Here is a 22,894-nt window from a genome sequence, read left to right on the forward strand (position 1 = left end):
GTAGCGTGCGCGGCAACATGGGGCGCGTCAGCCGAACCGTTCGCCCAGTTCGCCGAGCGAAGCGTGGTGCGTCAGATCGAGTTGCAGCGGCGTGACGGACACGCATCCTTCGTCGATGGCTTCAAGGTCGGTGCCGTGGTCCAGCGAGTGCTCGATCGCCTGCAGGCCGAACCAGTAATACTGGAAGCCGCGCGGATCGCGCCCTTCGACCACGGTGCCGCGCGAATAGTCGTGGAACCCCTGCCGCACCGCTCGGATGCCTTTGACCGCGTCACCCGGCAGCGCGGGGAAGTTGACGTTGACCAGCGTGCGCCTGGGCAGCGGCGTATCGAGCAGCGGGCCGAGTACCTTCGGCCCCCAGGCGCGCGCCGCTTCGAACGTATCCTCGGTCGCCGCGCCTTCCTTGGAGGTGACCTGGCTCAGCGCGATCGAGCGGATGCCTGCCAGCGCGCCCTCGATCGCGGCGGACACCGTCCCCGAATAGGTGATGTCGTCGGCCAGATTGGCCCCGCGATTGACGCCCGACAGGATGACGTCGGGGGCTCCATCCATCACCTGGCGCAGGCCCATCGTCACCGCATCGGTCGGCGTGCCGGTGACGGAGAAGCGCCGCTCGCCATGCTTGCGCAGGCGCACGGGGCGCGTCAGCGTGAGCGCGTGGCCCATGCCGGACTGTTCCTCGTCCGGCGCGCAAACCCAGATATCGTCCGAGAAGTGCCGCGCGATCTCTTCCAGCACGTCGAGGCCGGGGGCATGGACGCCGTCGTCGTTGGTGAGGAGGATTTTCATTCGGGTCCGCTTTCTCCCTTCCCTTGGGGAGGGGTTGGGGGTGGGGGCGGGACGGGTAGTGGCTGGCGCACCACCCCCTCCCGACCTCCCCCTTTAAAGGGGGAGGGGTAAGGTCGTCACTCGGGGCTCAGCCGCGTCAGACCGCCCATGTAGGGATACAATGCCTCTGGCACGTCGACGCTGCCGTCTTCGTTCTGGTAGTTTTCGAGCACCGCCACCAGCGTGCGGCCCACGGCGAGACCCGATCCGTTGAGCGTATGGACGAAGGCGGTTTTCGTCTCTCCGCTTTCGGGCCGATAGCGTGCATTCATGCGACGGGCCTGGAAATCACCGGTGTTCGAACAGCTGGAAATCTCGCGGTAAGCGCCCTGGCCCGGCAGCCATACTTCCAGATCGTAGGTCTTGCGCGCGCCGAAGCCCATGTCGCCCGTGCACAGCAGCATCTTGCGGTAGGGCAGGCCGAGCGCTTGGAGGATGCCCTCGGCGCACTGCGTCATCCGCTCGTGCTCCGCCTCGCTATCCTCGGGGCGCACGATGCTGACCAGCTCGACCTTTTCGAACTGGTGCTGGCGGATGAAGCCGCGCGTGTCCTTGCCCGCGGCACCGGCTTCGGAGCGGAAGCACTGGGTCAGCGCGGTCATCCGCAGCGGCAGGTCGCCTTCCTCCACGATCTTGCCGCGCACCGCATTGGTCAGGCTGACTTCGGCGGTGGGGATCAGCCAGCGGCCGTCGGTGGTGTGAAAAAGGTCTTCGGCGAACTTGGGCAGCTGGCCCGTGCCGAACAGCGCATCGTCGCGCACCAGCAGCGGCGGGTTGCATTCCAGGTACTCGTTCTCGGTCGTCTGCCGGTCGAGCATGAACTGGCCGAGCGCGCGGTGCAGGCGGGCGATCTGTCCGCGCAGGAAGGTGAAGCGGGCGCCGGCAATGTCGGCACCGATCTCGAAATCAAGGCCCAGATAGGGCCCGATATCGGCGTGTTCGCGCGGTTGGAAGTCGAACGCGCGCTTCTCTCCCCAGGTGCTCAGCTCGACATTCTCGTCTTCCCCTGCGCCATCGGGCACATCGTCAGCGGGCAGGTTGGGAATGCCTGCAAGCAGCTCGTCGAGTTCGCCGCCGATGGTGCGGGCCTGCTCTTCGAGCCGGGGCAGGGTGGTCGCCTTCAGCTCGGTCACTTCCGCCTTCAGCCGATCGGCTTCTTCGGTGTCGCCCTTGCCCATCGCCTGACCAATCGCCTTCGAGGCGGCGTTGCGGCGGTTCTGCGCCTCCTGCAATTCGGTCAGCACCGCGCGGCGGCGGCTATCGAGGTCGAGCAGTTTGGCGGAAACAGGATCGGCCACGCGGCGGGCGAGACCGGCGTCGAAGGCTTCGGGTTCCTGGCGGATCATGGCGATGTCGTGCATGGCGCCGCCTATGCCGAGCAGGCACCGGCTTGGCCAGTGGCAAGTTGCGCCAGAGCGCGCGGGGTGACGCGCCGATCCGTTCCCTGACACACCTGACACACCTGACACAGTGTTCAGGGGCGAAAAAACGTCCACCCGGATCGCGGGAAAAGCGGCGCGTGAAATGGCTCGAGAAGCCGTGATCGCTCATGCGCGGACCATGCCACGAAGGCAGCGCTGTAGGACAGCTGCGCATCGCGAGGGGAAAAGCGCACATGGCAAGTCGGGCACAATCCCGCTTGCCGATCGTTGGAATCTCTTACGGGTGCATGTTCCAGGTTTAGGGAAGACGCAATGACGAACCTTGCCGCGCCCAAGCGCACCCCTTTTATCGATATTCTGCAAGGTGCCGTCGGGATCGGCCAGAAGCTGGGCGTGGTGCCTCCCTCTACTCTGGAGAAGGAGGCGCTGATGTCCGCCGCGGTCGAGGAGACCGGGCTCGGCGATTTCGGCGATCCGTGGTTCGAAGCGCCATTTTCCGCCTTGCTCGATTCCATCCGCGAGGAAGCGCACCTGAACCGGGCGGGCGAATTTGCCGCGCGGCTGCAATTCAACAAGGTCCTGTGCGACAGGCTGACCGCGATCGAATGGTTCAAGCGGCATCCCGAAATCCTCGAACGCTCGATCAGGCGCCCGGTGGTGATCGTCGGGCCCATGCGTTCGGGCACAACGCGGTTGCACCGTCTGCTCGCGAGCGATCGTCGCTTCAGCCACATGCGCAGTTTCGAGACGATTTCGCCCGTACCGCGGCCCGGATTCGAGGATGTCCTGGCGGGCAGGAAGCGCGATTTCCGCCCGACGCTGGCGAAGCGGATCATGCGCGTGGCGCGCCTCGCCAATCCGCGCACGCTCTCGATCCACCCCACCGGCCCGTTCGAGCCTGAGGAAGAGCTCGGCCTGCTGGTCAACTCGATGTACGGGATGAAGCACGAGGCGCAGTGGCGTGTGCCGACCTATGGCCGCTGGTGCGAGCGGATCGATGCGACGCCCGCATACCGCCACATGGCCGATCTGCTGCGGCTGATCGGCTGGTCGCAGCAGGTCAGTGAAATTCGCCCGTGGATATTGAAGACCCCGCAGCACATGCTCGACCTGCCAGCGCTGCTCGAAGTGTTTCCCGACGCGCGGATCATCTTCACCCACCGCGACCCCAAGAAGATCGTCGGCAGCGCCGCATCGCTCGCGTGGAACCAGACCGCCATCTATTCGGACGATGTGACACCGTACGAGGTGGGCAGGGAATGGCAGCGCAAGAGCGTGCTGCAGGTCGAACGGATGCTCGCCGCGCGCTCGCTGGTGCCCGCCGAGCGCCGCATCGATGTCGGCTACGATGCGATGGATCGCGACTGGCGCGGCACGATGCAGCGGATCTACGCTTTCCTCGACCTCGACATGGGGCCAGCCGTTCCTGCGATGGAACGCTATCTGGATCGGGCGAGGGGACTAAAGCGCCAGCCGCATACCTACAGCCTCGAACAGTTCGGGATTTCAGAAGACGAAGTGCGCGAACGCTTCGCCCCCTATGTCGCCCGCTTCGATATCCCGGTGGAAGGCGCAATCGCAGCAGAGCCTAACAGACGGCGCTTCAGCCCGGCGCTGAAAATGGCAGCGACTCGGTAAAGAAGCCGAGGAAATCGGCGCCGAACATCCCGGCTACCGACGAGGGGGAGCCACTTCGATGGGGCCGATGGGAAACTATTTCATCGTGTGACCGGCGGAGTCCGGTGGGTGAAATCGAACGGTCACAAATGCTCCCCGAAACTGTCACGGACCCTCTCTAACGCCCCGTCTCGCGATCAACATTCGCGTTCGTCAGTTTCGATTCTTCGGTTTTTTGAGGGGACCGCTCGCTGTGAAAAATCTTCATCGCTCGCTCGTAATCGGTTGTAGCGCACTGGCACTGGCCGGTTGCGGCGCCGACGATATTGCTTCGCCCGGCGGCACCGGCGTCGTCATCAACCAGCCGGCAACCCCGGCACCCACGCCGACGCCCGGGCCGACCCCGACCCCGACGGTCAGCGCGCCCGATATCTGCCCCAACCTGACCAATGACGGCAGCGTGCAGCTGACCAACGCAGGCACCATTTCGGGCCCGACCGGCAGCTACCGTATCTGCCAGCTTCCCTCGCTCATCACCAAGAGCGTCGAACTGCCCCGCATCCCCGGCGTGCTGTACGGCATGAACGGCCGCGTCGACGTCGGCTGCGACGGCGGCTTCTCCGCGCCGAGCGCTGGCTCGCCCTACAACTCCACCACCATCGGTTGCGGCAGTCTGACTGCGGACACCGGCGTCACCTTGTCGATCGCGCCGGGCGTGATCCTGATCGGCCAGACCGGTCAGTCGTGGCTCGCGGTCAACCGTGGCAACAAGATCAATGCGGTCGGTACCGCCGACAAGCCGATTATCTTCACCAGCCAGGATAACGTTGCCGGGTTCAACACCGAAGCGACCCAGGGTGGCCAATGGGGCGGCGTCGTGCTGCTCGGCCGTGGCAAGGTCACCGATTGTAACGTCGGCACCGTGGCGTCCAACACCTGCGAGCGCGATACCGAAGGTGCGGTCAACCTCGCGCGCTTCGGCGGCAACGACGACACCTACAATGCGGGCCGGATGAGCTACGTCCAGATCCGTTATTCGGGCTTCGTCCTGTCGAACAACAAGGAACTGCAGGCGCTGACCGCAGAGGCTATCGGTTCGGGCACCACGCTCGACCACATCCAGTCGCACCGCAGCTCTGACGATGGCGCGGAATTCTTCGGCGGTAACTTCAACCTGAAGTACTACATCGCCACCGCAGCGGACGACGACAGCCTCGACGTCGACACCGGCGCGCGCGTCAACATCCAGTACGCTCTGCTGCTGCAGAAGCCGGGCGAGGGCGATGCGCTGTTCGAAATCGACTCGAACGGTAACGAAGGCGACACGCCGCGCACCAACCTGAAGGTGGTAAACTTCACCGCCTATCAGCCGGATGTCAGCTCGAACAACGAAGGCAACGACAAGGCTTCGGCACTGTTCCGCGGCAATGCCGACGTCACGCTGTACAACGGCCTGATCGTGACGCCGAACAACGAGTGCGTTCGCATGACGTCGAACACCAGCGCCGCCAACCGCGCCACGCTGACCGCGCGTTCGGTCGGCCTGGAATGCTCGGGCTCGGGTAGCGCCAAGTTCATCGGCGACGGTTCGGGCACGGCGTTCAGCGCGGCCGACGTTGCCGGGTTCTTCACCGGTAGCGCTTCGAACGACATCGACCTGACCGGTGCGCTGATGAACGTGTTCGTCAACTCGGCCACCGCCGATGCGTTTGCAACCACCGACCCGACCACGCTGGCGTCGAGCTTCTTCTCGGCAACGCCGACCCCGTACCACGTGGGTGCGGCATGGTCCGGCAACACCAGCTGGGCCGCGGGCTGGACCTGCAACAGCTCGTACGCGCCGCTCGGCGGCCTCACCGACTGCACCACGCTGCCCGTCTACTGATCGCGGCTGCCCTGATGTGCGCGGGGGCGGTCGTTCGACGGCTGCCCCCGTGTTCGCATCCACGATTGTGACAAAGCGTTTTTGATTCGCAGGAGACATTCGATGTCCACCTTTTCGCGGCTGGCAGGCGCGCTGTTCCTGACCACGGCCCTGACCGTTCCGTCGCTCGCCCATGCCGAGGGCGCGCCCCAATTGACGCCCGAGACACCCACCAGCCCGGAACAGGCCGAGGACCCGACGGTCCCCGGTGCAGACCCGGTCGAGGACACGCAGTCGCAGGAAGAAGACATCGACGTCTCTGTGCCCGGCAGCGTGATCATCGTCACCGGTCGCCGGGATCTCAACATCACCCGGCGCTCCGACCAGGTGGTCACGGTTCTCTCGACAGAGGAAATCGCTCGTACGGGTGAAGGCAATATTGCGGGCGCGCTCAGCCGCGTGACCGGCCTCAGCGTGGTCGGCAACGGTTTCGTCTACGTGCGCGGTCTTGGCGATCGCTACTCGCTCGCACTGCTCAACGGTTCGCCCCTGCCGAGCCCCGAGCCGCTCAAGCGCGTCGTCCCGCTCGACCTCTTCCCCACCGGCGTGGTTGCATCCTCGCTGGTGCAGAAAAGCTATTCGGCGAACTATCCCGGCGAATTCGGCGGCGGCGTGATCAACCTGACCACCACCGCCACGCCGAACGACCCGTTCTTCAAGATCGGCTTCGGCATTTCGGGCGACACCGAGACGACCGGACAGCTGGGCTACACCTACTATGGTTCGAAGACCGACTGGCTGGGCTACGACAACGGCAACCGCGATGCGCCGCCGGCGCTGCAGTCCTACCTCGATAGCGGCCTGCTGATCGGCACCGACCCGGTCGATTCGACCGCGATCGCCGCGCAGCTGGTGACCTCGCGTCAGGCGGTTGTCCAGAAGGCGAGCAAGACCTGGCCGAACTTCTCCGGCTCGTTCTCCGGTGGCAAGACCTTCGAGATGGGTGGCGATACCCAGCTCGGCGTCATCTTCGGCGGCGGCTATTCGAACAAGTGGCTGACCCGCGACATTACGCAGCAAAGCTCCTCCAGCGCGGATCTCACCTCGATCGAATCCGATTTCCGCCAGGTCAGCACCGACGAGCGGATTCTGGTGAACGGCCTGTTCGGCCTCGGCCTCGAATTCGGCACCAACAAGGTGCGCTGGACCAACGTGTATATCCACGACACGGTCAAGAAAGCCGCGCTCGCGCTCGGCCAGCGGCCCGCGCAGAACGGTTCGACCGACTTCCTCCAGCAGCGCACCGGGTTCTACGAGCGTCAGCTGATCGACACGCAGCTGACCGGCGAGTTCAACCTCACCGACGCGCTCAGCCTCGATCTGCGCGGCAGCTACGCCAACACCAAGCGCAAGGCGCCGGGCGAGCTGTATTTCGAATATGTCCGCACCAACTCGGCGGCCGATCCGTTCGGCGAGGTGTTCGTCAACCGGCTGACCGGTAACAGCGGCTCGGCAAGCACGACCTATTCCGACCTCGACGAGAACCTGTGGGCGGGCGGGGCAGACCTCACGTACCGCGTGTCGCCCAGCCTCGCGTTCACGGCGGGCGGTGCCTATTCGGATACGCAACGCTACAATTCGCGGCGCGATTTCCTCTTCCGGTCGAACGGCAGCACGCTGTGCGACGGGACCACCTGCGTTTCCGATCCGGTCTATCTGAGCGGGATCGGCACGCTGCGTCCCGATGCCCTGCTGTCGCCGGGTGTGGTCAACGCGCTGGGCATCCAGCTCGTCGAAAACGATCCGGGCTCGCCCGCGTTCGACGCCGAGCTTGAGATCAAGGCGGGTTACCTCAAGACCAACTTCGCGATCGGCGATTTCGTGCAGATCGACGCGGGCGTGCGGTACGAGGATGCGACCGAGACGACCACGCCGGTTCAGGTGTTCACCTCGTTCTCGTCGGCGACCCCGCCGACCCAGCTCAGCAACGATTACTGGCTGCCCGCGGCGACGATCACCGTCGATCTCGGCAATTCGATGCAGCTGCGCGTGAACGGGTCGAAGACCATCGCCCGCCCGCAGTTCCGCGAGCTGATCAACCAGCCGTACTACGATCCGGACAACAACCGTCCCTATCGCGGCAACCCGCTGCTGCAGGACAGCCAGCTTTACAATGCCGAGGCGCGCTTCGAATGGTATTTCGACCGCGACCAGCGCATCTCGCTCGCCGGGTTTTTCAAGAAGATCGACAACCCGATCGAAGCTTTCGTCGCCGGGATCGACCTGCTGACGTCCTACGCCAACGCACCCGAGGCGCAGCTGTATGGCGCGGAATTCGACGTGCAGAAGTACTTCGACCTGTCGGGCGTCGGCGAGGGCAACTTCTGGGACGCGCGCCGTCTCGTCGCGATCGGCAACTACACCTTCACGCAGTCGAAGCTGAAGGTCGAAGCGGGCGACACGGTGCAGGTGTTCGGCGCGGCGTCGAACATCGCCAGCGACTATTTCCAGGATGGCGCGCCGCTGACCGGCCAGTCCGATCATATCGTCAACCTGCAGCTGGGGCTGGAGGACGAGGACCGTCTGTCGCAGCAGACGATCCTGCTGTCCTACGCGAGCGACCGCGTCGTCAGCCGCGGCCTCAACGGTACGCCGCCGCAGCCCGACGTGATCGAATCGCCCGGTTTCCGGCTCGATTTCGTGTGGCGTGAAGGCTTCGACCTGTTCGGTGCCGAAATGGAAGCCAAGTTCGAGGCGCGCAACATCTTCGGTCGCGGCCACGAGGAATTCCAGCGATCGGGCGACAACCGGATCGACATCAACACTTACGATCTGGGTCAGAGTTTCGCTCTGTCGCTGTCGGCCAAGATCTGATCCCTCAGACGGACGCTGCACTCGGGCGCGATCCCGATGCGGTCCAGCCAGACGGTCGCCCGAAAGGGCGGCCGTTTTGCTTTGTAATAGGGACCGGATGGCGGGGGCGATGCCGCAAGCCCGATGAACCCTGCCGAATGACAGCCTTCGTCATTTCTGTATCGGCATTCGTACGTGCCGTTACCCGGCCTCTCCCGATACCGTCGCTGCGGAAAATCGAGAGGAATCCCATGCTACTGAAGTCGTCGACGTCGCTGCTGTGTGCAACCGCCCTGCTGATCGGTGCAGGCCCCGTGAGTGCCAAGGACCCGAGCCCGAAAAAGCTCATGGAGATGAGCGCGGGCTGCGCCTACGTGGTCGGAGTGGCCGAAGGCAGCAACGTGCAGCTGAACTATGGCTCCGCCGCATGGCTCAACATCGTCGGTATCCTCGAACAGCGGACCGGCATCGATGGTGAGAAGGCGATCCAGACCGCCAAGGCGAAGTATAACAAGCGCGCGCGCGTAATGGGCGCGGACGAAGCCTACCGGTACATGCTGGATCGCGCGAAGGAATGCGACCGCGAAATGGCGGTGATCCAGTCCTGATGGCCGGGCGGCTCACCATGCGGCACTTTTCGCGGACGGGTACGGCGGGGGCCGTCGTGCTGGGCGCATCGCTGGCGGTGGTGCTATCGGCACCTCCCGCCAACGCCTCTACCGAGGATGCGGACCTGATCTACGAATGCGCGGTGGCACTCGAATATGCTGCGGACAAAGGGACCGGGCTTCCCGTTACCTCAGGGCGGGCGATGGCGCATTTCGGCGAGGTAACCGGCAACGATCCCGCGCTGCGCAAGCGGGCGCAACAGACGATCGACGCGACCTGGAACGACTACCGCAAGGAGAACGGGCGCGACGCGCTCGACAGGTACGTTCGCTCGGTCGCGCAAGACTGTTCCGACCTCTACGTCGAACTGGCGGAGCGCGATTCAGCCGACGCCGAGGGGCAGCTCAATTCCCAGGGCACCCTGTCCGCTGCTGCATTGCGATCCTTCGCGACGCGTACCGGCGATTACGGCGAAGTCGCAAACTACCTCGTCTACTACTACCCTTACGGCAAGGATCTCTTCCAGCCGAACGAGGATGGCGACCTGCTGGGCCAACTGATCGTCGAGGTCGGCGCGGCAGGCCTGCGCCGGTGGAGCGACGAGGCAATCTACGCGATCGCTACAAAGCATTACTGGCAGTACAATCCGCCTGCGACGCGACTGGTGTTCGCCGAATATCAACGCCGCATGCGGGTGAAGCGCCAGTCCGAAGCCGAAGCGCAGCGGTGGGCGCAGCGCGCGGCCGATGATCGCGCGCAGAAAGCGCGGCAGGCCAACGCGCCCTATGTCGGCTCGCTCGGCAACGGAAAGCCATACAGGCCCAAGCAGGGCAGCGGCGTGGTCGTATGTACGACCTACACGGGCTACGCCGGTGGGACCGTATGCAAGGAAGAATAGCGATGGGCCCGGTCTTCTCGGCTCGGGGGTTCCGGCTCCTGCATCGAAGCCCGAGCCTCATTGAAGCGGAGAGATTGCAATGAAGGCGCGTACCATCATCCTGTCGCTTGCATACGCTGCGCTTGCGGCGGGCATGGCCCTTGCCATTCCCGGGTTCGCTCGGGCCGAGACGAGCGGCCAAGCCGGCGGAGGCTCGAACACAGCGTCAGACGTCGCGGCGCACAACGCTGGCTATGAAAGAGGGCTGGCGTTCGGCACATCGGCGCAGACCGTGGGCGAAATGCTGCAATGTTCGGCGGTGTGGGATCGCTGGTCCTATGTCCTTGCCAGTGCGGCGGACCCGGCGTTCGCGGCCGGGTTGCGCGGGGAACTGTCGGCAGAGAATGCGGCAAGCCGCAAAGCCTACTGGCGGCGCATGGCCCGTCGGGAGATGCAGGAAGACGACGATGCGAGTTATTTCGAAAGAAGGCGCGCAGACGCCGAAGAAAGCGCAGACGAGATATACGCCGATTATGCCAACGGGGCAGAGAAGGGCCTTCAGAGGATGATGGAATGGCTCGCGCTGTGTTGATGGGGCGCTGTTTTCTGCCGGCGCTGGCAATCGCGCTGTCCACGCCAGTCGCCGCGAGTGCCGGGGGCCAGACTGCCAATGCGGACAAGACCCCGCGAACCGCGCAGGAAGTCCGCAAGGATCGTGACGAGGCAGACCGCCTGATCCGCTTCGGTCAGTCCGCCACGGCCAGGGAGATTCTGCAGGCGCTGTGCCACGATGATGGCGACGACGTTGCCTGCCAGAACCTGGGCGTCATGGCGATGACCGGCGAGGGCGGCGAGATCGACATGGCAGCGGGGCGCGCGGCGTTTGCTCGCGGATGCGATCTCCAGCTGCTCGAAGCGTGCCAGAACCTCGCCGATGCGCTGGTGAGCGGCGATGGTGGACCGGTCGAGGATGTGCGCGCGCTGTCGCTCTATCTCCAGCTGTGTGAGCGGCGTTACGGCGGGCGCAATTGCTACCGCGCCGCGATGATGATCGAGCAGGGGCGCGGTGTGACGCACCCCGATGCGGCCAAGGCGCGGGAGGGATATCGCAGCGCCTGCGACATGCGTTACAGGCCGGCGTGCGATCGGGTGGGGGAAAAACCATGATGTTTCGGATGATGATTGCCGCGAGCCTTTTGGCGTGCGCGACCGGTACTGCGCCTGCTCTGGCCAATCCCGGCTCGATCGACGGCGAAGAGCCGGAGATGTTCGAGGATAGCTATACCTTCGTCTGTCCCGACGGCGGCTATGAGAGCGGCTGCGAACGCGATGATGTGGAGCGTGCCGTGATGCTCGACGACGCACCGCAGGACGTGCTGTCCACGGACTGCCTTTACCGGACGCAGGCGGATTGCACCGTCATTGCCAGCGGGCAGATGGCTGCTTTCACGCTCGGCACGACCCTCTACTGGCAGCTTCTTGCGCTGCAGCCGAAGGATGGACCGGAGACCGAGATGATGGTCCTGTTCGAGCAGGATGGCGCGGTGCCGGTACTGCTGCTTTCGCACCAGACCGAAGGATATTTCGACCCGCCCGTCGCGGTGCGCGATGGCGACGGCAAATTCCTGCTCCAGGCGCCCGCGCGCAATCGGGGGCTGGGCAATGCGGACATCATTCTGATGAACAGTGGGGAGGGGTGGAACTGGGTCACTGCAGACCAGCTGATCGGCGATATGGACCGGCTGCTGCCCGCAGGGTTCACCATCGCCAGCCCACTCGAATTCAACCTGCGGGAAGGCTCTGCCTACGCGCTGGTCCGCCGCGATAGCGACGCGGGCTGCTGTGCAACGGGCGGGGTGGCATATATCGATTTCGAGATGTCGCAGCCGCATTCGATGAACGTCTCTTCGCTGGAATTCCAGGAAACCACGCCGGGCACGCGACACCGGGCGCTGGTTGGCTATGAACAGGCTGTGGTCCCAGATGGAGGAGACGGGGCCGAATAGCTGTTCCCAAGTGCGGGAGCGCCGCTCCGGAGCGCACAGGCGTTAGCCTTGTTGGTCATTTAATCTGTCAAATAGATTGGACAGACTGTGCACTTAGGTTTACCCTGAGCGCATGAGCAATACCGTCGTCGGAAACCTCGATGTGGCGATCCTCTGCGTGATCGTCTTCGTCTCCTTCTTTCTCGGGCTGATCGTGTGTCTCCGACGAGAGGACAAGCGAGAGGGTTATCCGGTCGAGGTCTCCGGAATGTTCGGCAGAACGCAGAGCGCGCAAGGCTTCCCCGCCATGCCCCGGCCCAAGCTGTTCTATCGCCCCCACGATCGCGGAGTGGCGCAGGCGCCGCGGGCCGAAGCGCCCGAACAGGTGCGCTCGGGCCAGCGCCTGCCACCGATGGCATTGCCGCTCGACCCGGGACCCGACCCTCTCGAAGAGGCGATCGGGGCCGCCGCCTATACCCGCAACCGGGAGGAGGCGCCCGATCTGGATGTGGAGGGCCAGCCCAAGCTGATCTCGCTCAACGATCATTCCGAATATTACATTCCCGACGGCGATCCCGATCCGCGCGGATGGGTGCTCGTCTCAGCGGACGAGAAGCGTGTGGGGATCGTCCACGATCTCTGGTTCAACCGCGCCGAGTTCTTCCTGCGCTATTACGAAGTCAAGATCGACGGGGCGGAGGGGCGCCGTCTGGTGCCCGCCTTCTTCGCCGAGGCGCTGACGCGCGACCGCGCGGTGCGGGCGACGACGCTGATCGCCGATGATCTGCGGCGCAGCCCGATCCGCGCCGACGATAGCTGCATCACCATGCGCGAAGAGGATCGCCTCAACGGCTTCTATGCCGGTGGCCTGCGCTTTTCGGGCCGCGCCGGCCAGATCCACGATCCGGCATGATGAACGACGAACCGATCGATATCGCACTCGGCCTGCCGGGCCCGCTGCCCGCCGGGGAGCGCGTGGTGTGGCATGGCAAGCCTGAACGCGCCGCGCTGCTGCGGTATCTGTTCCGCTGGCCGCTGCTGGTGGCTTATTTCGCGTTGTTCGCGCTGCTGCCGATCCTTGCGACGGCGCAGTCCGGGGCGAGCTGGGCGCAAGTGCTGTTCAGTCCCGTTCTGCTGCTGCCCTTTGCGCTGCCGGTTGCCGGTCTGGTGATGGCGAGCGCGTGGGCTCTCGCGCGCACATCGATCTATGTGGTCACCGATCGCCGTGTGATCCTGCAGGTCGGCGTGGCCTTCACACGCACGGTCAACATCCCTCTCGAACTGATCGCCGAGGTCTCCGCCCGCGAGCGCCCGCATGGCATGGATATCGCGCTGACGCTACGCTCTGCGGACAAGATCGCCTGGCTGGCCCTGTGGCCGCACGTGCGTGGATTTCAGTTCTCTCATCCGGTTCCGATGTTGCGCGGCCTGCCGGTCGACAGCCCGGCGGGATCGATCCTGGTCGACGCCATCATGCGTGCTGCGCCCGGCGTGCGGCATGCCCCTGCGCGCGTCGAGAAGGCTCCGGCTGCGATCGATCTGACACCCGACCGGGCACCTCAGCATGTCTGAGATCAGAGTGCCCAAGGGCGCGCTGATCGGCGCAGCGATCATGATCGGCTTCACGATGACCGCGATCACGACCGCCCGCCATTACGACGTCGGTCGCCTGACCGTGCAGACGGCGCAATCGCAGGACCGCAAGCTGCTCGTCTTCAAGCCGCTCCCCGGTGGAGAGATGATGGTGCTCAACGAAAAACGCGAGCCGCTCGGTCATCTCGTCATCGAAGGCGATACGTTCATGATGACGGCGGTGCGCGCGCTCGCGATGCAGCGGGACGATCGCGACGAGGCGGGCGAATTCCGCTTGCTGCTCCAGCGCGACGGCGAAGGCCATCTGGAGCTTGCCGATCAGGCCACGGGCCGCACGGTGAAGCTGGAAGGGTTCGGGCAGGCGAGCGCGAGGGCCTTCGCCCGCTATCTCGATTCTGCCGACCCGCAGAAAACCGCCGGCTAATCCTTCTTCAGGGTCAGGCCTTCGGCTACCCGCAGGCCGTACCGCCGCTTCATCACTAAGCGTAGTCGCTGCCCGGCAATCGATCCGCCGTGGCGAGGCGATCCGCAGACCCTCCGCTATTCGCCTGCCTGAACCACGTCTTTTTCGTCGACACCCGGTTCGGTAATGACCGCCTGATGCGCCTTGCGCGTTTCGAACGCGGTGGCGCGCCGGATTGGGCGGTCGCCCCTGGGACCGAGCAATCCCTCGTACCCCGCTGCCATCGGCGCGCCGCCCAGCGGGCGGGACATGCCGTTGTGGCAGGTGGCGCAGTCGACCTTCGCGACATCGCCCAGAGGGCTCAGACGATGCGGCGGAAAGACACCTTGCAGCCCGGTCAGATAATCATTGTTGATCCCGCGAACCATGCGGATGCCGTACCAGGCATTGATCCGCTTCGGCGTGCTCTGCGACCAGTCGGCAAAGGCACGGGTGTTGTGGCAGAAGTTGCAGTTTACCCCCATGCCCTCCGACATTTGCATCATCAGGATGTAGATGTTCTCCAGATCGGCGAGGTCGGTGGTCTCACCCGAAACCGAGCGTGCCTGCGCCCCGGAAATCGGCTTGTCGTCGAGCAGGTAGTTTTCGAAAGGGGCACGCGGGAAGAAATCGCGCATGTTTTTCGCGGTCCGGTTCCACGGCGGCGGTTTGCCGACGATCCCACCCATGGGCGGCTTGGGCTCGGCCCCTTCGTACCAGGTTTTCTGCGGCACGTTGTTCCCGCGGTGGCAGGTGTAGCAGGTGACGCCGGTCTGGCCGACATGGCGCGCATTTTCGTTGATGTCGCGCACCATTTCCAGCATTCGCCGGGCGACTTTCTTAGTATACAGATCGTCGGAGGCGAAGTTGCCGCCATCGCCGTGGCAATAGCTGCACCCCTGATCGGGCGCGACCCATTCGGTGATCGATTGCATCAGGTAGTCGAACTGCCCCGAGTCGAGATCGCCCAGAACCTTCACGTTTTCGTACACCTCGCTTGCCGACATGCCGGTGTCGGGAAACGGCGTCGTCGCGGCGGGCACGATGTTGATCGGATCGTTGCGCGTGCGTGCGGAAGTGAAGGTGTTCATCGCGATCCCGCGCCAGCCCCAGTCGCGCGACTCGATCGGGTCCCACGGGTGGTCCCAGGTGGGGACGAGAAGGAAGAACAGCAGGGTCCCGGCAGCCGCCGCCAGCAGGAAAATGCCCACCAGGCTGGAACGTGGCCTTTGCGATATCGGCTTCATCGTGACGCCTCCGGCGCTGGAGGAACCATGGCGGTCGACTGGCCGGGAGCCTCGGTGATCGCACGAACCTGCTCGGCAATGTCCGGTGGCAGCGTCATGTCGGGGTAGGTCGCGGGGTATTCGGGGGCGAGGCCCCATTTGACGCCCCACAGGTACCAATTGTCGACCACCGTGCCCGTCAGCAGGATGCCGATCGCGCCCGAGAATGTCGTCAGGATCGCGAACCAGTACGCCCAGCGGTGGACCGATTCGAAGGTGGCGTTGAAACCCATCGTCCAGCGCCAGAACAGCGCGCCGCGCTCAGCCGCAGTGCCGCGATCGACGATTTCCTCGGTCTCGCGCTCCCCGCCGAAGCGGGACACCGCAAGGATCGTGCCCCCGTGCATCGCGAAAAGCAGCACCGATCCATAGAGGAATGCGATCGAGAAGCAGTGGAACGGGTTGTAGTAGAAATTGCCGTAGAGGACGGAAAGCGAGGCGGTCCAGTTGAGGTGCGGGATGATCCCGAAAGGCGGTGCCTCGTGCCACGATCCCATCAGCATAGGGCGGATGAAGCCGATGCTGAGATAGAGGAAGATCGCGCTGGCGAAGGCCCACGCGACGTGCGTGCTCATTCCCAAGGCCTTGGCCCGCAGGTACATGCGGCACCACCACAGCAGGATGGACGCGGTGAGGAAGAAACCCGCCCAGATCCACCAGCCGCCCTCCGCCAGCGGGACGAAGGGCGTGAAGCCCCACTTCGCTTCGGGCGGGTCGAGCCGGTGCCAGGCCATGCCTTCGATGAAGGCGACCGGGTTCCAGTGGACCGATGCCCAGAAATTGAGGCCGATGATCTCGATCGCGATGAAGCCGCAAATTAGCGATGCGATGCCGCAGAAGCCGAGATAGGTCGGCCCGATCTGCGGGTCGCCGATCTTGCCGATCCAGCGATTGAGGAACGGCTTGATCAGGCGGGGGGACTCATAACCCTTTAGCGGGAGCCCGGGATCGTAAGGTCCGTGAATCTGGATCTGCGAATAGAGGCTGTGAAAGGATGCCATCAGCCGAGCCCTCCCAGGCCCATGTCGTTCCAGAATGGCAGCTGCAGGTACCAGTCGTAGAAATAGGGCCATCCGCCGACCCAGAAGGGGCCGCTGATAAGAATGCAGATCGCGCTCCAGAACCCGGCGTTGATCGCCGCGAACCAGCCGAGCCGGTGGATGCCGAGCGGGCCGATCGAATAGGCGATGGTGTCGCGGAAATACTGGTTTTCGTGCTGGCCGTGCTTGACCGGCTCTCCCTTGGGCGGGTTGACGGCAGACAGGATGACGCCGCCGTGCATCGCCAGCATCAGCGTGGTGCCGAAAAAGCACGTCACCGCCAGCATGTGCGCCGGGTTATAGTGGAAGTGCAGCCCCTGGTAGCCGACGTTGGAGACCCAATCGAGGTGGGCGAAAATGCCGTAGGGAAAGCCGTGGCCCCATGCGCCGAGCATGATCGGCCGGAACACTTCGAGGCTGAGATAGGCGAAGATAGCGAAGGAAAAGGCGATCGGGATGTGGAACCCCATGCCCAGCTTGCGCGAGATTTCCACCTGCCTCAGCGCCCACGAGATGAAGGCGCCCGCCGCGCAGACCGTGATGATCTGCCACAGCCCGCCTTCGCGCAAGGGCGCGAGGCCGAGGCCGTATTCGATCGCGGGCGGGGCGATGTCGATTTGCCAGATGTTCCACGTCGGCCCGATCGCCGCGCCGTAGACGATCAGCGCGGTGCCCAGCGTGGCGAAGATTGCGGTGGTGACGCCGAAGAACCCGACGAAGAACGGTCCGATCCAGAAATCGAACATCTCCCCGCCGATCAATGTACCCCCGGCAACGCGGTACTTCCGCTCGAAACTGAGCATCGACATGACGCGCTCCCGAGAAACCTGTCCAAAACAATAGACATGTCAAAATGTCCACATCGCTTACCATCGCAAGAAAATCAGATGATCACAAGCCCTGTCAGGCGGGCAATCGTCGAAACCGGCATCGAAACCGGTCGTGCGGGATGAGCGGAGCGTTCGAGGTCGCAATGATCGCTGCAACCCGCTAGGTGCCCACCCGATCAACAATCGGATGCAGTCACATGGCACGCAAATATTCGAGGGCGGCGGTCCGCGAGGAAGCGGATCGCGAGGAAGACGAGCAGACGGTAGCTCCTGCCGAATGCTGGCTCTGCGGACGTCCTCTGGGCAAGAATACGGTCATGCACCATCCGGTGCCCAAAAGCCGCGGCGGGCGCGATGTCGTGCCGATGCATCCCATCTACCAGCAAACGCTGATGGCCAATTTCACGAATTCGGAATTGCAGCGGTACGCGCTCGACGTGGAGGCGATCCTCGCCAACCCGGATATGCGCAAGTTCGTGGACTGGGTCGCCAAGAAGGACCCCGACTTCCACGCGAGCCCCGCGAAAAAGAAGCGCTGATCCCACGCGCCCTATCGGGCAACAGGTTACGGAAAGAGGACGATGACATTGGCGATCGATGAGAGCGCCCGGCCGATCTGCGTCGCAGCACTATACTGCTTCGCCCCGCTTGCGGATTGCGGGCGGCTGCGCGAACCGCTGAAGCAATTGTGCGACGATCGCGGAATCAGGGGCACGCTGCTGCTGGCGAGCGAGGGCATCAACGGGACCATCGCCGGGACGAGAGCAGGCTTAGACCAAGTGCTCGACCATATTCGTGCGTGGCCCGGTTGCGCCGATCCCGAACTGAAATTTTCGAGCGCTGCGACAATGCCGTTTCACCGGATGAAGGTTCGCGTGAAGTCCGAAATCGTCACGATGGGGCAGCCCGACATCGATCCGGCGGCCAATGCCGGTACCTATGTCGATCCGCTCGACTGGAACGCTCTAATCGACGATCCCGATACCATCGTGATCGACACGCGGAACGATTACGAGGTTTCGATCGGCTCGTTCGCAGGCGCGATCAATCCGATGACCGAAAGCTTCCGCGATTTTCCCGAATGGTTCGCGCGCGAGCGCGAGCGCCTGCTCGGTTCCGAAAACCCCCCCAGGGTCGCAATGTTCTGCACCGGCGGCATTCGCTGCGAAAAGGCGTCCGCATTCCTGAAAAACGAAGGACTCGATGACGTCTTCCACCTCAAGGGAGGTATCCTCGCCTATCTCGAGCAGGTGCCCGAGGAGGCGAGCCGGTGGCAGGGCGAATGCTTCGTATTCGACCAGCGCGTTGCCGTCGGCCACGCGCTTTCCGCCGGAACCCATGAACTGTGCTTCGCGTGTCGTCGCCCGCTTAGCCCGACGGACAGGCAGTCGCCGCTCTACGAGGCAGGGGTCAGCTGTGCGGCCTGTCATGGCGAAAGAGACGATGCGCAGCGCGCTTCGTATCGCGAGCGCCATCGGCAGGAAATGCGTGCCGCAAGCCAAGGGCGCGCGCATGTGGGTGCAGTGTTTGCGCCGAGCGGGGATGACGATGCGGAGTGACCCCATCCTCTACAGTTTCCGCCGCTGCCCCTATGCGATGCGCGCAAGGCTGGCCCTTGCGATCTGCGAAACCCGTTATGTGCTGCGCGAGGTCAAGCTTGCACGAAAACCGGCCGAACTGATCGAGGCTTCGCCCAAGGGGACGGTCCCGGTTCTCGTCCTCCCCGATGGGACTGTCATCGACGAGAGTATCGAGATCGTGCGCTGGGCGCTCGCGCAGAGCGATCCGGAGGGCTGGCTGGACCGGGACGACGCCGGTTTGATCGAGCGTAACGATGGGTCTTTCAAGCACGATCTCGACCGTTACAAATATCCCGATCGCCATCAATCCGACGCGATGCTGCACCGGCAGCGTGGTCTGGAATTCTTGCGCCTGCTCGACGAGCGGCTCAGCGAACACCCGCAATTGTGCGGCTCGCAGCGCGGCATCACCGATGCGGCGATCATGCCGTTCGTGCGTCAATTCGCTGCGGTGGAGCGGGACTGGTTCGCGGCGCAGCCGATCCCGCATCTGCAGAAATGGCTGGAGCACCATCTCAGTTCGCCGCTGTTTTTGGCGATCATGGTCCGGTTCGATCCGTGGGCACCGGGCGATCGAGCGGTGACGATGCAGGGCTGCGCTGAGCCATCCTGACACCGGGGCAGCACTGCGCGGTCCGCTCGCGCATAACTGACGCGGTGCGTCTTGTGACTGGCGCAGTAACCGGGAAGGAAGACGGCCAAATCATCGAAAGGATGGTGGGCGCGGCAAGGATTGAACTTGCGACCCCACCCGTGTGAAGGATGGGAATACGGACTATCTGGGATTATTTGGGACTAAAAAAAGTCTTGAAAAACAGGTAGATTTGTCTAAACTTGTCTCAATTGATCCACCCAAGTTTTTCATACTTGTTTCATGCGTTTCATACAAAGGCTGTGCGGGAATGCCTGACCTGAGCAAGATCGGCGAACGTGATAAACTGAAGCCGCGAAGCGACAAAGAACCTCATTGGCAACGGCTCCAGGCTGGTTGGTATGTAGGATATCGACCGTCCCGAAGGGGCGGAAAGGGGTCATGGTTCGCTCGTGCCTATGATGAAGACGCGCGCAAGTACCGCCGCAAGAATCTTGGACCTTATGGGACGTTGTCCGGACATGATGTGTTCGCCACAGCCAAGAGGGATGCAGAGGCGTTCGCCGAGTTGGTAGAAGCTGGAGGGCTGCGAACAGAGAAGCTGGATACGGTTGAAGATGCGTGTCGGGCTTATCTTAGCGACAAACCGGGGCCAATTGCTGAAGGCGTGTTTCGCCGTCACGTATTTGATGACGCCATTGCCAAGGTTAAGTTAGACAAGCTCCGAAAGCATCATCTGCGTGCATGGCGAAAGCGGCTTGAGAATGCGCCTGCGCTTATCACTCGAAGCAAGGATGGGGAGCCTCGCTTCAAGACCAGAGCTGCTTCCACAGTTAATCGTGACATGGTCCCACTTCGCGCGGCACTTTGGCGTGTCCTCTCCCCTGGTGCACCAAATACTGACGCTGCCTGGCAAGAAGCTTTGAAGCCGACAAAGGGTGCGGACCGGCGTCGCGATGTCTATTTGGATCGACCAGAACGCAAGAAACTTCTGGCCGCCCTTCCTGAGGATATCGAGCCTTTTGTCCGGGGCCTTTGTCTGTTGCCGCTGAGGCCTGGAGCTCTTGCAGCACTGAAGGTGAGCAACTTTGACAAGAGGACTAGGACGCTGACGATTGGTGCCGACAAGAACGGCGTTCCTCGACAAATCAGTGTTCCTGAAACAATCGCCGGATTTTTGGCAGAACAGTGCAAGAGCAAGTTACCCACTGCATCGATGTTCATGCGCGCAGATGGGGTGCCTTGGTCCAAGGACAAATGGAAAGGTCCGATCAAGGACGCGGTGAAGGTCGTTCGTCTTCCGCAGGGTACTTCTGCTTACACTCTTCGCCACAGCGTAATAACTGACTTGGTGCGCGCTGGACTGCCGATTCTTACCGTTGCGCAACTGTCGGATACGAGTGTCGCTATGATTGAAAAGCACTATGGTCACTTGGTGAGGAACGATGCAGAGCATGCATTGGCTCAGCTAGCGCTGTGAGCTTCTGTCTAGATCTCGCCTAGCCAATCGACGCGCAAGCGATCGAGACCAACGACTTGGCCTTCCGCTGTCACCTCGTTGCCGAAATGATCATGTTCTGGATCGACGTCTTCGAGCACCCACTGATCGCCAGCGGCGGTCACGATGGCAACCCCGCGAGGCAGGTGTTCAAGCCGCCCGCTTATTCGCATTCGATTCGTGCTCATGAAGGCCTGTATGCCATCCATTGCTGCAAAACGCTCCTGACATATGCGGGCGTTTCCCGATTTCTCGGGATGCCACCGGCACGAGCAACTGCGCCCGGACCAGCATTGTAAGCGGCGAGTGCCAGATGGACCTCGCCAAAACGGTCCAGCATCTGTCGCAGGTAGCGCGCGCCTCCATCGATGTTCTGGCGAGGATCATGCCGGTTGCGAACGCCAAGCTCGCGGGCGGTTGCCGGCATCAACTGCGCAAGTCCGGCAGCACCAGCCGGGCTGATCGCCATCGGATTGAAGCGGGACTCGGCCCAAACCAGTGCCTGCATCAGTCCAGGCGGAAGACGATACCGAACCTCAGCTTCTCTGATCAGAGGCTCGTAAAGTGCTTCGCGGTAGGATGCAGGGAGCAGTATCCGCGATGGCGCTTCCTCGCTGGTCCAGAGATCCACACCAGGGATTTCAGGCTGCTCATAGCGATGCTCCAGAAGGGCGAACTCCTGTGCTTGTGCGCTAGGCGCTACGATACTGGCGCTCGCCACTATGCCGATCATCAAAGCCAGTCTCATCGTTCACACTCCTGTCGCTTGCAGCGAATCGGAATAGAACATAAATAGAACATGTAGGAAACCGTTTCGTCCGTCCCGACAGCGAGAGGGGAGGATGCCGGTCATGGGGGACCCGAGCCTGCGAAGGAACCCTTATGTCCGTTGCCACGACCAACCATCCCCTCGCCGCTACGGCCAGGCGCATTTGTGAAAGCCGTGGCGGCAAATGGTCCGGCACCAAGGGCATGGCATGCTGCCCCGCACATGACGACCGCACGCCCTCGCTCGGCGTATCGCTCGGGCGTGGAGCGATCCTCCTCCACTGCTTCGCCGGATGCGATCAGGAGTCCGTGCTCGCTGCCCTCGCGCGCGAAGGCGTGCCGCCGTCCGCCTTGTTCTCGGGAGGTGCAATTGAGCCTAAGATGGACACTGGTCCTGCAGGGAAGCCTTCGGTCGCTGCCTTGCGCATCTGGCGCGATGCACGGCCACTGCGTGCCAGTCCGGCAAAGGCATATCTTGAAAGCCGCGGCATCCTCGCCGCATCTCCGGTGCTGCGCTTTCATCCTCGAACGCCGCTTGGTCCGAAGGGACGCACTCGCTTTTTGCCGGCCATGATTGCGGCGGTCAGCCTCGACGAGGGGCCGATCGCAATCCACCGCACGTTCCTGTCGGGCGATGCCAAGGCTAAGTTCGACAAGCCGAAGCGCGCGCTCGGTGCGCTCGGTGAAGCTGCCGTCCGCCTCTTCGCTCCCGCCTCCGGCAAGCTCGGCCTTGCCGAGGGCATCGAGAGCGCGATGTCGGCCTACGCTCTTACTGGTATTCCCGCTTGGGCGACCTTGGGCAATGAGCGCTTCGGCCTCGTCAGCGTGCCCGATAGCGTGACCGAGCTTCATCTCTTCGTCGATCACGATGCTGGCGGCGAGCTGGCTGCGTCGCGTGGCCTGGCCGCTTATGCCCGCGAAGGGCGGACGATCCACGTTCGCAAACCATCCTCACGCGACACCGACTGGAACGACGAACTCACAGCATGGCTGCGCCGCCAAGCGGCACAGTAAGAGGAGAGAGGGCTTCTCGAATTCCTGATCCGGCAGAGGGCGTGTCCCGATGCCATCATCAGGAGGACGAATTGCCATGTTTCAATCAGACCTGTTTCCCGCCGGCGAGCAGTTGCCGCCCATGCCCATGGCCTATGCCATTGGCATCCGAGTTGCCGCGCTTCTTGCTTCGGGACGTCATCTTACCCGTACCGACATTTCCGGGCTGTTCGCCGAAGAGACCGGTGTTCTGGACT

Annotated in this window: 23 protein-coding genes and 1 tRNA gene; 16 read left to right on the plus strand and 8 right to left on the minus strand. The window is 63.4% G+C overall.

The window, feature by feature from the left end; genetic code table 11:
* Window positions 1–27: 27 nt before the first annotated feature.
* Together surE and serS are read right to left on the minus strand one after the other, a co-directional pair.
* Window positions 28–789, minus strand: a complete 762-nt coding sequence (surE, locus tag AAG591_RS10520; protein WP_342531181.1) for a 5'/3'-nucleotidase SurE — start codon at window positions 787–789, stop codon at window positions 28–30.
* A 116-nt stretch (window positions 790–905) separates the two neighbouring features.
* Window positions 906–2,189 carry a serine--tRNA ligase gene (gene serS, locus AAG591_RS10525; protein ID WP_342531182.1) on the minus strand — a complete coding sequence of 428 codons (1,284 nt, stop codon included), beginning with the start codon at window positions 2,187–2,189 and terminating at the stop codon, window positions 906–908.
* Between the two features lie 333 nt (window positions 2,190–2,522).
* Between serS and AAG591_RS10530 the strand changes: the two genes are divergently transcribed.
* The 11 genes from AAG591_RS10530 (at window position 2,523) to puhC (ending at window position 14,032) form a co-directional block, all read left to right on the plus strand.
* Window positions 2,523–3,848, plus strand: a complete 1,326-nt coding sequence (locus AAG591_RS10530) for a sulfotransferase family protein (protein WP_342531183.1) — start codon at window positions 2,523–2,525, stop codon at window positions 3,846–3,848.
* A 232-nt stretch (window positions 3,849–4,080) separates the two neighbouring features.
* The gene (locus tag AAG591_RS10535; RefSeq protein WP_342531185.1) at window positions 4,081–5,712 is read left to right on the plus strand and encodes a hypothetical protein; all 1,632 of its coding nucleotides are present in this window, start codon (window positions 4,081–4,083) and stop codon (window positions 5,710–5,712) included.
* Window positions 5,713–5,814: 102 nt separating this feature from the next.
* The gene (locus tag AAG591_RS10540) at window positions 5,815–8,565 is read left to right on the plus strand and encodes a TonB-dependent receptor domain-containing protein (protein ID WP_342531187.1); all 2,751 of its coding nucleotides are present in this window, start codon (window positions 5,815–5,817) and stop codon (window positions 8,563–8,565) included.
* A gap of 230 nt (window positions 8,566–8,795) precedes the next feature.
* Entirely contained in the window at window positions 8,796–9,152 is a 357-nt protein-coding gene (locus AAG591_RS10545) for a hypothetical protein (protein WP_342531188.1), read from the plus strand.
* Complete coding sequence (locus tag AAG591_RS10550; RefSeq protein WP_342531190.1) at window positions 9,152–10,051, plus strand: hypothetical protein; 900 nt, start codon at window positions 9,152–9,154, stop codon at window positions 10,049–10,051. The genes AAG591_RS10545 and AAG591_RS10550 overlap by 1 nt, the downstream gene beginning before the upstream one ends.
* Before the next feature lie 79 nt (window positions 10,052–10,130).
* Window positions 10,131–10,622, plus strand: coding sequence for a hypothetical protein (locus tag AAG591_RS10555; protein ID WP_342531191.1), 492 nt, complete (start codon window positions 10,131–10,133; stop codon window positions 10,620–10,622).
* The gene (locus AAG591_RS10560) at window positions 10,622–11,197 is read left to right on the plus strand and encodes a tetratricopeptide repeat protein (protein WP_342531193.1); all 576 of its coding nucleotides are present in this window, start codon (window positions 10,622–10,624) and stop codon (window positions 11,195–11,197) included. Before AAG591_RS10555 ends, AAG591_RS10560 begins: the two co-directional genes overlap by 1 nt.
* An 8-nt stretch (window positions 11,198–11,205) precedes the next feature.
* Complete coding sequence (locus AAG591_RS10565; protein WP_342531194.1) at window positions 11,206–12,036, plus strand: hypothetical protein; 831 nt, start codon at window positions 11,206–11,208, stop codon at window positions 12,034–12,036.
* 112 nt (window positions 12,037–12,148) lie between these two features.
* Window positions 12,149–12,928 (plus strand): photosynthetic reaction center subunit H, encoded by a 780-nt coding sequence (gene puhA, locus AAG591_RS10570; RefSeq protein WP_342531196.1) that lies wholly within the window; start codon window positions 12,149–12,151, stop codon window positions 12,926–12,928.
* The gene (gene puhB / locus AAG591_RS10575) at window positions 12,925–13,587 is read left to right on the plus strand and encodes a photosynthetic complex putative assembly protein PuhB (protein ID WP_342531197.1); all 663 of its coding nucleotides are present in this window, start codon (window positions 12,925–12,927) and stop codon (window positions 13,585–13,587) included. Before puhA ends, puhB begins: the two co-directional genes overlap by 4 nt.
* On the plus strand, window positions 13,580–14,032 hold the full coding sequence (gene puhC, locus AAG591_RS10580) for a photosynthetic complex assembly protein PuhC (protein ID WP_342531198.1): 453 nt from the start codon (window positions 13,580–13,582) through the stop codon (window positions 14,030–14,032). The genes puhB and puhC overlap by 8 nt, the downstream gene beginning before the upstream one ends.
* Before the next feature lie 116 nt (window positions 14,033–14,148).
* Here puhC and pufC read toward each other — a convergent pair whose 3' ends face one another.
* From pufC to pufL, 3 genes are read right to left on the minus strand one after another with little or no spacing between them, the layout of a single operon-like run.
* Window positions 14,149–15,297 (minus strand): photosynthetic reaction center cytochrome PufC, encoded by a 1,149-nt coding sequence (gene pufC, locus AAG591_RS10585; RefSeq protein WP_342531199.1) that lies wholly within the window; start codon window positions 15,295–15,297, stop codon window positions 14,149–14,151.
* Window positions 15,294–16,337: a photosynthetic reaction center subunit M gene (gene pufM / locus AAG591_RS10590; protein ID WP_342531200.1), complete on the minus strand. Its 1,044-nt coding sequence runs from the start codon at window positions 16,335–16,337 to the stop codon at window positions 15,294–15,296. Before pufM ends, pufC begins: the two co-directional genes overlap by 4 nt.
* The gene (gene pufL / locus AAG591_RS10595; protein ID WP_342531201.1) at window positions 16,337–17,185 is read right to left on the minus strand and encodes a photosynthetic reaction center subunit L; all 849 of its coding nucleotides are present in this window, start codon (window positions 17,183–17,185) and stop codon (window positions 16,337–16,339) included. Before pufL ends, pufM begins: the two co-directional genes overlap by 1 nt.
* A gap of 218 nt (window positions 17,186–17,403) precedes the next feature.
* Here pufL and AAG591_RS10600 point away from each other — a divergent pair, with 218 nt between their 5' ends.
* From AAG591_RS10600 to AAG591_RS10610, 3 genes are read left to right on the plus strand one after another with little or no spacing between them, the layout of a single operon-like run.
* Window positions 17,404–17,745 carry a hypothetical protein gene (locus AAG591_RS10600; protein WP_342531202.1) on the plus strand — a complete coding sequence of 114 codons (342 nt, stop codon included), beginning with the start codon at window positions 17,404–17,406 and terminating at the stop codon, window positions 17,743–17,745.
* 42 nt (window positions 17,746–17,787) lie between these two features.
* On the plus strand, window positions 17,788–18,765 hold the full coding sequence (gene trhO / locus AAG591_RS10605) for an oxygen-dependent tRNA uridine(34) hydroxylase TrhO (RefSeq protein ID WP_342531203.1): 978 nt from the start codon (window positions 17,788–17,790) through the stop codon (window positions 18,763–18,765).
* Complete coding sequence (locus tag AAG591_RS10610; RefSeq protein ID WP_342531204.1) at window positions 18,755–19,399, plus strand: glutathione S-transferase; 645 nt, start codon at window positions 18,755–18,757, stop codon at window positions 19,397–19,399. Before trhO ends, AAG591_RS10610 begins: the two co-directional genes overlap by 11 nt.
* A 102-nt stretch (window positions 19,400–19,501) precedes the next feature.
* Here the strand turns inward: AAG591_RS10610 and AAG591_RS10615 are convergent.
* Window positions 19,502–19,640: transfer RNA gene (locus tag AAG591_RS10615), tRNA-Val, on the minus strand.
* 48 nt (window positions 19,641–19,688) lie between these two features.
* Here AAG591_RS10615 and AAG591_RS10620 point away from each other — a divergent pair.
* Window positions 19,689–20,858 carry a tyrosine-type recombinase/integrase gene (locus AAG591_RS10620; RefSeq protein ID WP_342531206.1) on the plus strand — a complete coding sequence of 390 codons (1,170 nt, stop codon included), beginning with the start codon at window positions 19,689–19,691 and terminating at the stop codon, window positions 20,856–20,858.
* 8 nt (window positions 20,859–20,866) lie between these two features.
* Here AAG591_RS10620 and AAG591_RS10625 read toward each other — a convergent pair whose 3' ends face one another.
* The gene (locus AAG591_RS10625) at window positions 20,867–21,085 is read right to left on the minus strand and encodes a DUF5818 domain-containing protein (RefSeq protein WP_342531207.1); all 219 of its coding nucleotides are present in this window, start codon (window positions 21,083–21,085) and stop codon (window positions 20,867–20,869) included.
* The gene (locus AAG591_RS10630; protein ID WP_342531208.1) at window positions 21,061–21,624 is read right to left on the minus strand and encodes a lytic transglycosylase domain-containing protein; all 564 of its coding nucleotides are present in this window, start codon (window positions 21,622–21,624) and stop codon (window positions 21,061–21,063) included. The genes AAG591_RS10625 and AAG591_RS10630 overlap by 25 nt, the downstream gene beginning before the upstream one ends.
* Before the next feature lie 134 nt (window positions 21,625–21,758).
* Between AAG591_RS10630 and AAG591_RS10635 the strand changes: the two genes are divergently transcribed.
* Window positions 21,759–22,658, plus strand: coding sequence for a DUF7146 domain-containing protein (locus AAG591_RS10635; RefSeq protein WP_342531210.1), 900 nt, complete (start codon window positions 21,759–21,761; stop codon window positions 22,656–22,658).
* Window positions 22,659–22,894: the final 236 nt, after the last annotated feature.

Origin of the sequence: Citromicrobium bathyomarinum, from assembly GCF_038594485.1 — a bacterium.
In the GTDB taxonomy this organism is placed as follows: Bacteria; Pseudomonadota; Alphaproteobacteria; order Sphingomonadales; family Sphingomonadaceae; genus Alteriqipengyuania; species Alteriqipengyuania bathyomarina_A.

Bases quoted from the DNA above. Each gene is read 5' to 3' on its own strand.
- surE (WP_342531181.1), bottom strand. From the start codon at position 789: ATGAAAATCCTCCTCACCAACGACGACGGCGTCCATGCCCCCGGCCTC.
- serS (WP_342531182.1), bottom strand. From the start codon at position 2,189: ATGCACGACATCGCCATGATCCGCCAGGAACCCGAAGCCTTCGACGCC.
- AAG591_RS10530 (WP_342531183.1), top strand. From the start codon at position 2,523: ATGACGAACCTTGCCGCGCCCAAGCGCACCCCTTTTATCGATATTCTG.
- AAG591_RS10540 (WP_342531187.1), top strand. From the start codon at position 5,815: ATGTCCACCTTTTCGCGGCTGGCAGGCGCGCTGTTCCTGACCACGGCC.
- AAG591_RS10545 (WP_342531188.1), top strand. From the start codon at position 8,796: ATGCTACTGAAGTCGTCGACGTCGCTGCTGTGTGCAACCGCCCTGCTG.
- AAG591_RS10550 (WP_342531190.1), top strand. From the start codon at position 9,152: ATGGCCGGGCGGCTCACCATGCGGCACTTTTCGCGGACGGGTACGGCG.
- AAG591_RS10555 (WP_342531191.1), top strand. From the start codon at position 10,131: ATGAAGGCGCGTACCATCATCCTGTCGCTTGCATACGCTGCGCTTGCG.
- AAG591_RS10560 (WP_342531193.1), top strand. From the start codon at position 10,622: ATGGGGCGCTGTTTTCTGCCGGCGCTGGCAATCGCGCTGTCCACGCCA.
- AAG591_RS10565 (WP_342531194.1), top strand. From the start codon at position 11,206: ATGATGATTGCCGCGAGCCTTTTGGCGTGCGCGACCGGTACTGCGCCT.
- puhA (WP_342531196.1), top strand. From the start codon at position 12,149: ATGAGCAATACCGTCGTCGGAAACCTCGATGTGGCGATCCTCTGCGTG.
- puhB (WP_342531197.1), top strand. From the start codon at position 12,925: ATGATGAACGACGAACCGATCGATATCGCACTCGGCCTGCCGGGCCCG.
- puhC (WP_342531198.1), top strand. From the start codon at position 13,580: ATGTCTGAGATCAGAGTGCCCAAGGGCGCGCTGATCGGCGCAGCGATC.
- pufC (WP_342531199.1), bottom strand. From the start codon at position 15,297: ATGAAGCCGATATCGCAAAGGCCACGTTCCAGCCTGGTGGGCATTTTC.
- pufM (WP_342531200.1), bottom strand. From the start codon at position 16,337: ATGGCATCCTTTCACAGCCTCTATTCGCAGATCCAGATTCACGGACCT.
- pufL (WP_342531201.1), bottom strand. From the start codon at position 17,185: ATGTCGATGCTCAGTTTCGAGCGGAAGTACCGCGTTGCCGGGGGTACA.
- AAG591_RS10600 (WP_342531202.1), top strand. From the start codon at position 17,404: ATGGCACGCAAATATTCGAGGGCGGCGGTCCGCGAGGAAGCGGATCGC.
- trhO (WP_342531203.1), top strand. From the start codon at position 17,788: ATGACATTGGCGATCGATGAGAGCGCCCGGCCGATCTGCGTCGCAGCA.
- AAG591_RS10610 (WP_342531204.1), top strand. From the start codon at position 18,755: ATGCGGAGTGACCCCATCCTCTACAGTTTCCGCCGCTGCCCCTATGCG.
- AAG591_RS10620 (WP_342531206.1), top strand. From the start codon at position 19,689: ATGCCTGACCTGAGCAAGATCGGCGAACGTGATAAACTGAAGCCGCGA.
- AAG591_RS10625 (WP_342531207.1), bottom strand. From the start codon at position 21,085: ATGGATGGCATACAGGCCTTCATGAGCACGAATCGAATGCGAATAAGC.
- AAG591_RS10630 (WP_342531208.1), bottom strand. From the start codon at position 21,624: ATGAGACTGGCTTTGATGATCGGCATAGTGGCGAGCGCCAGTATCGTA.
- AAG591_RS10635 (WP_342531210.1), top strand. From the start codon at position 21,759: ATGTCCGTTGCCACGACCAACCATCCCCTCGCCGCTACGGCCAGGCGC.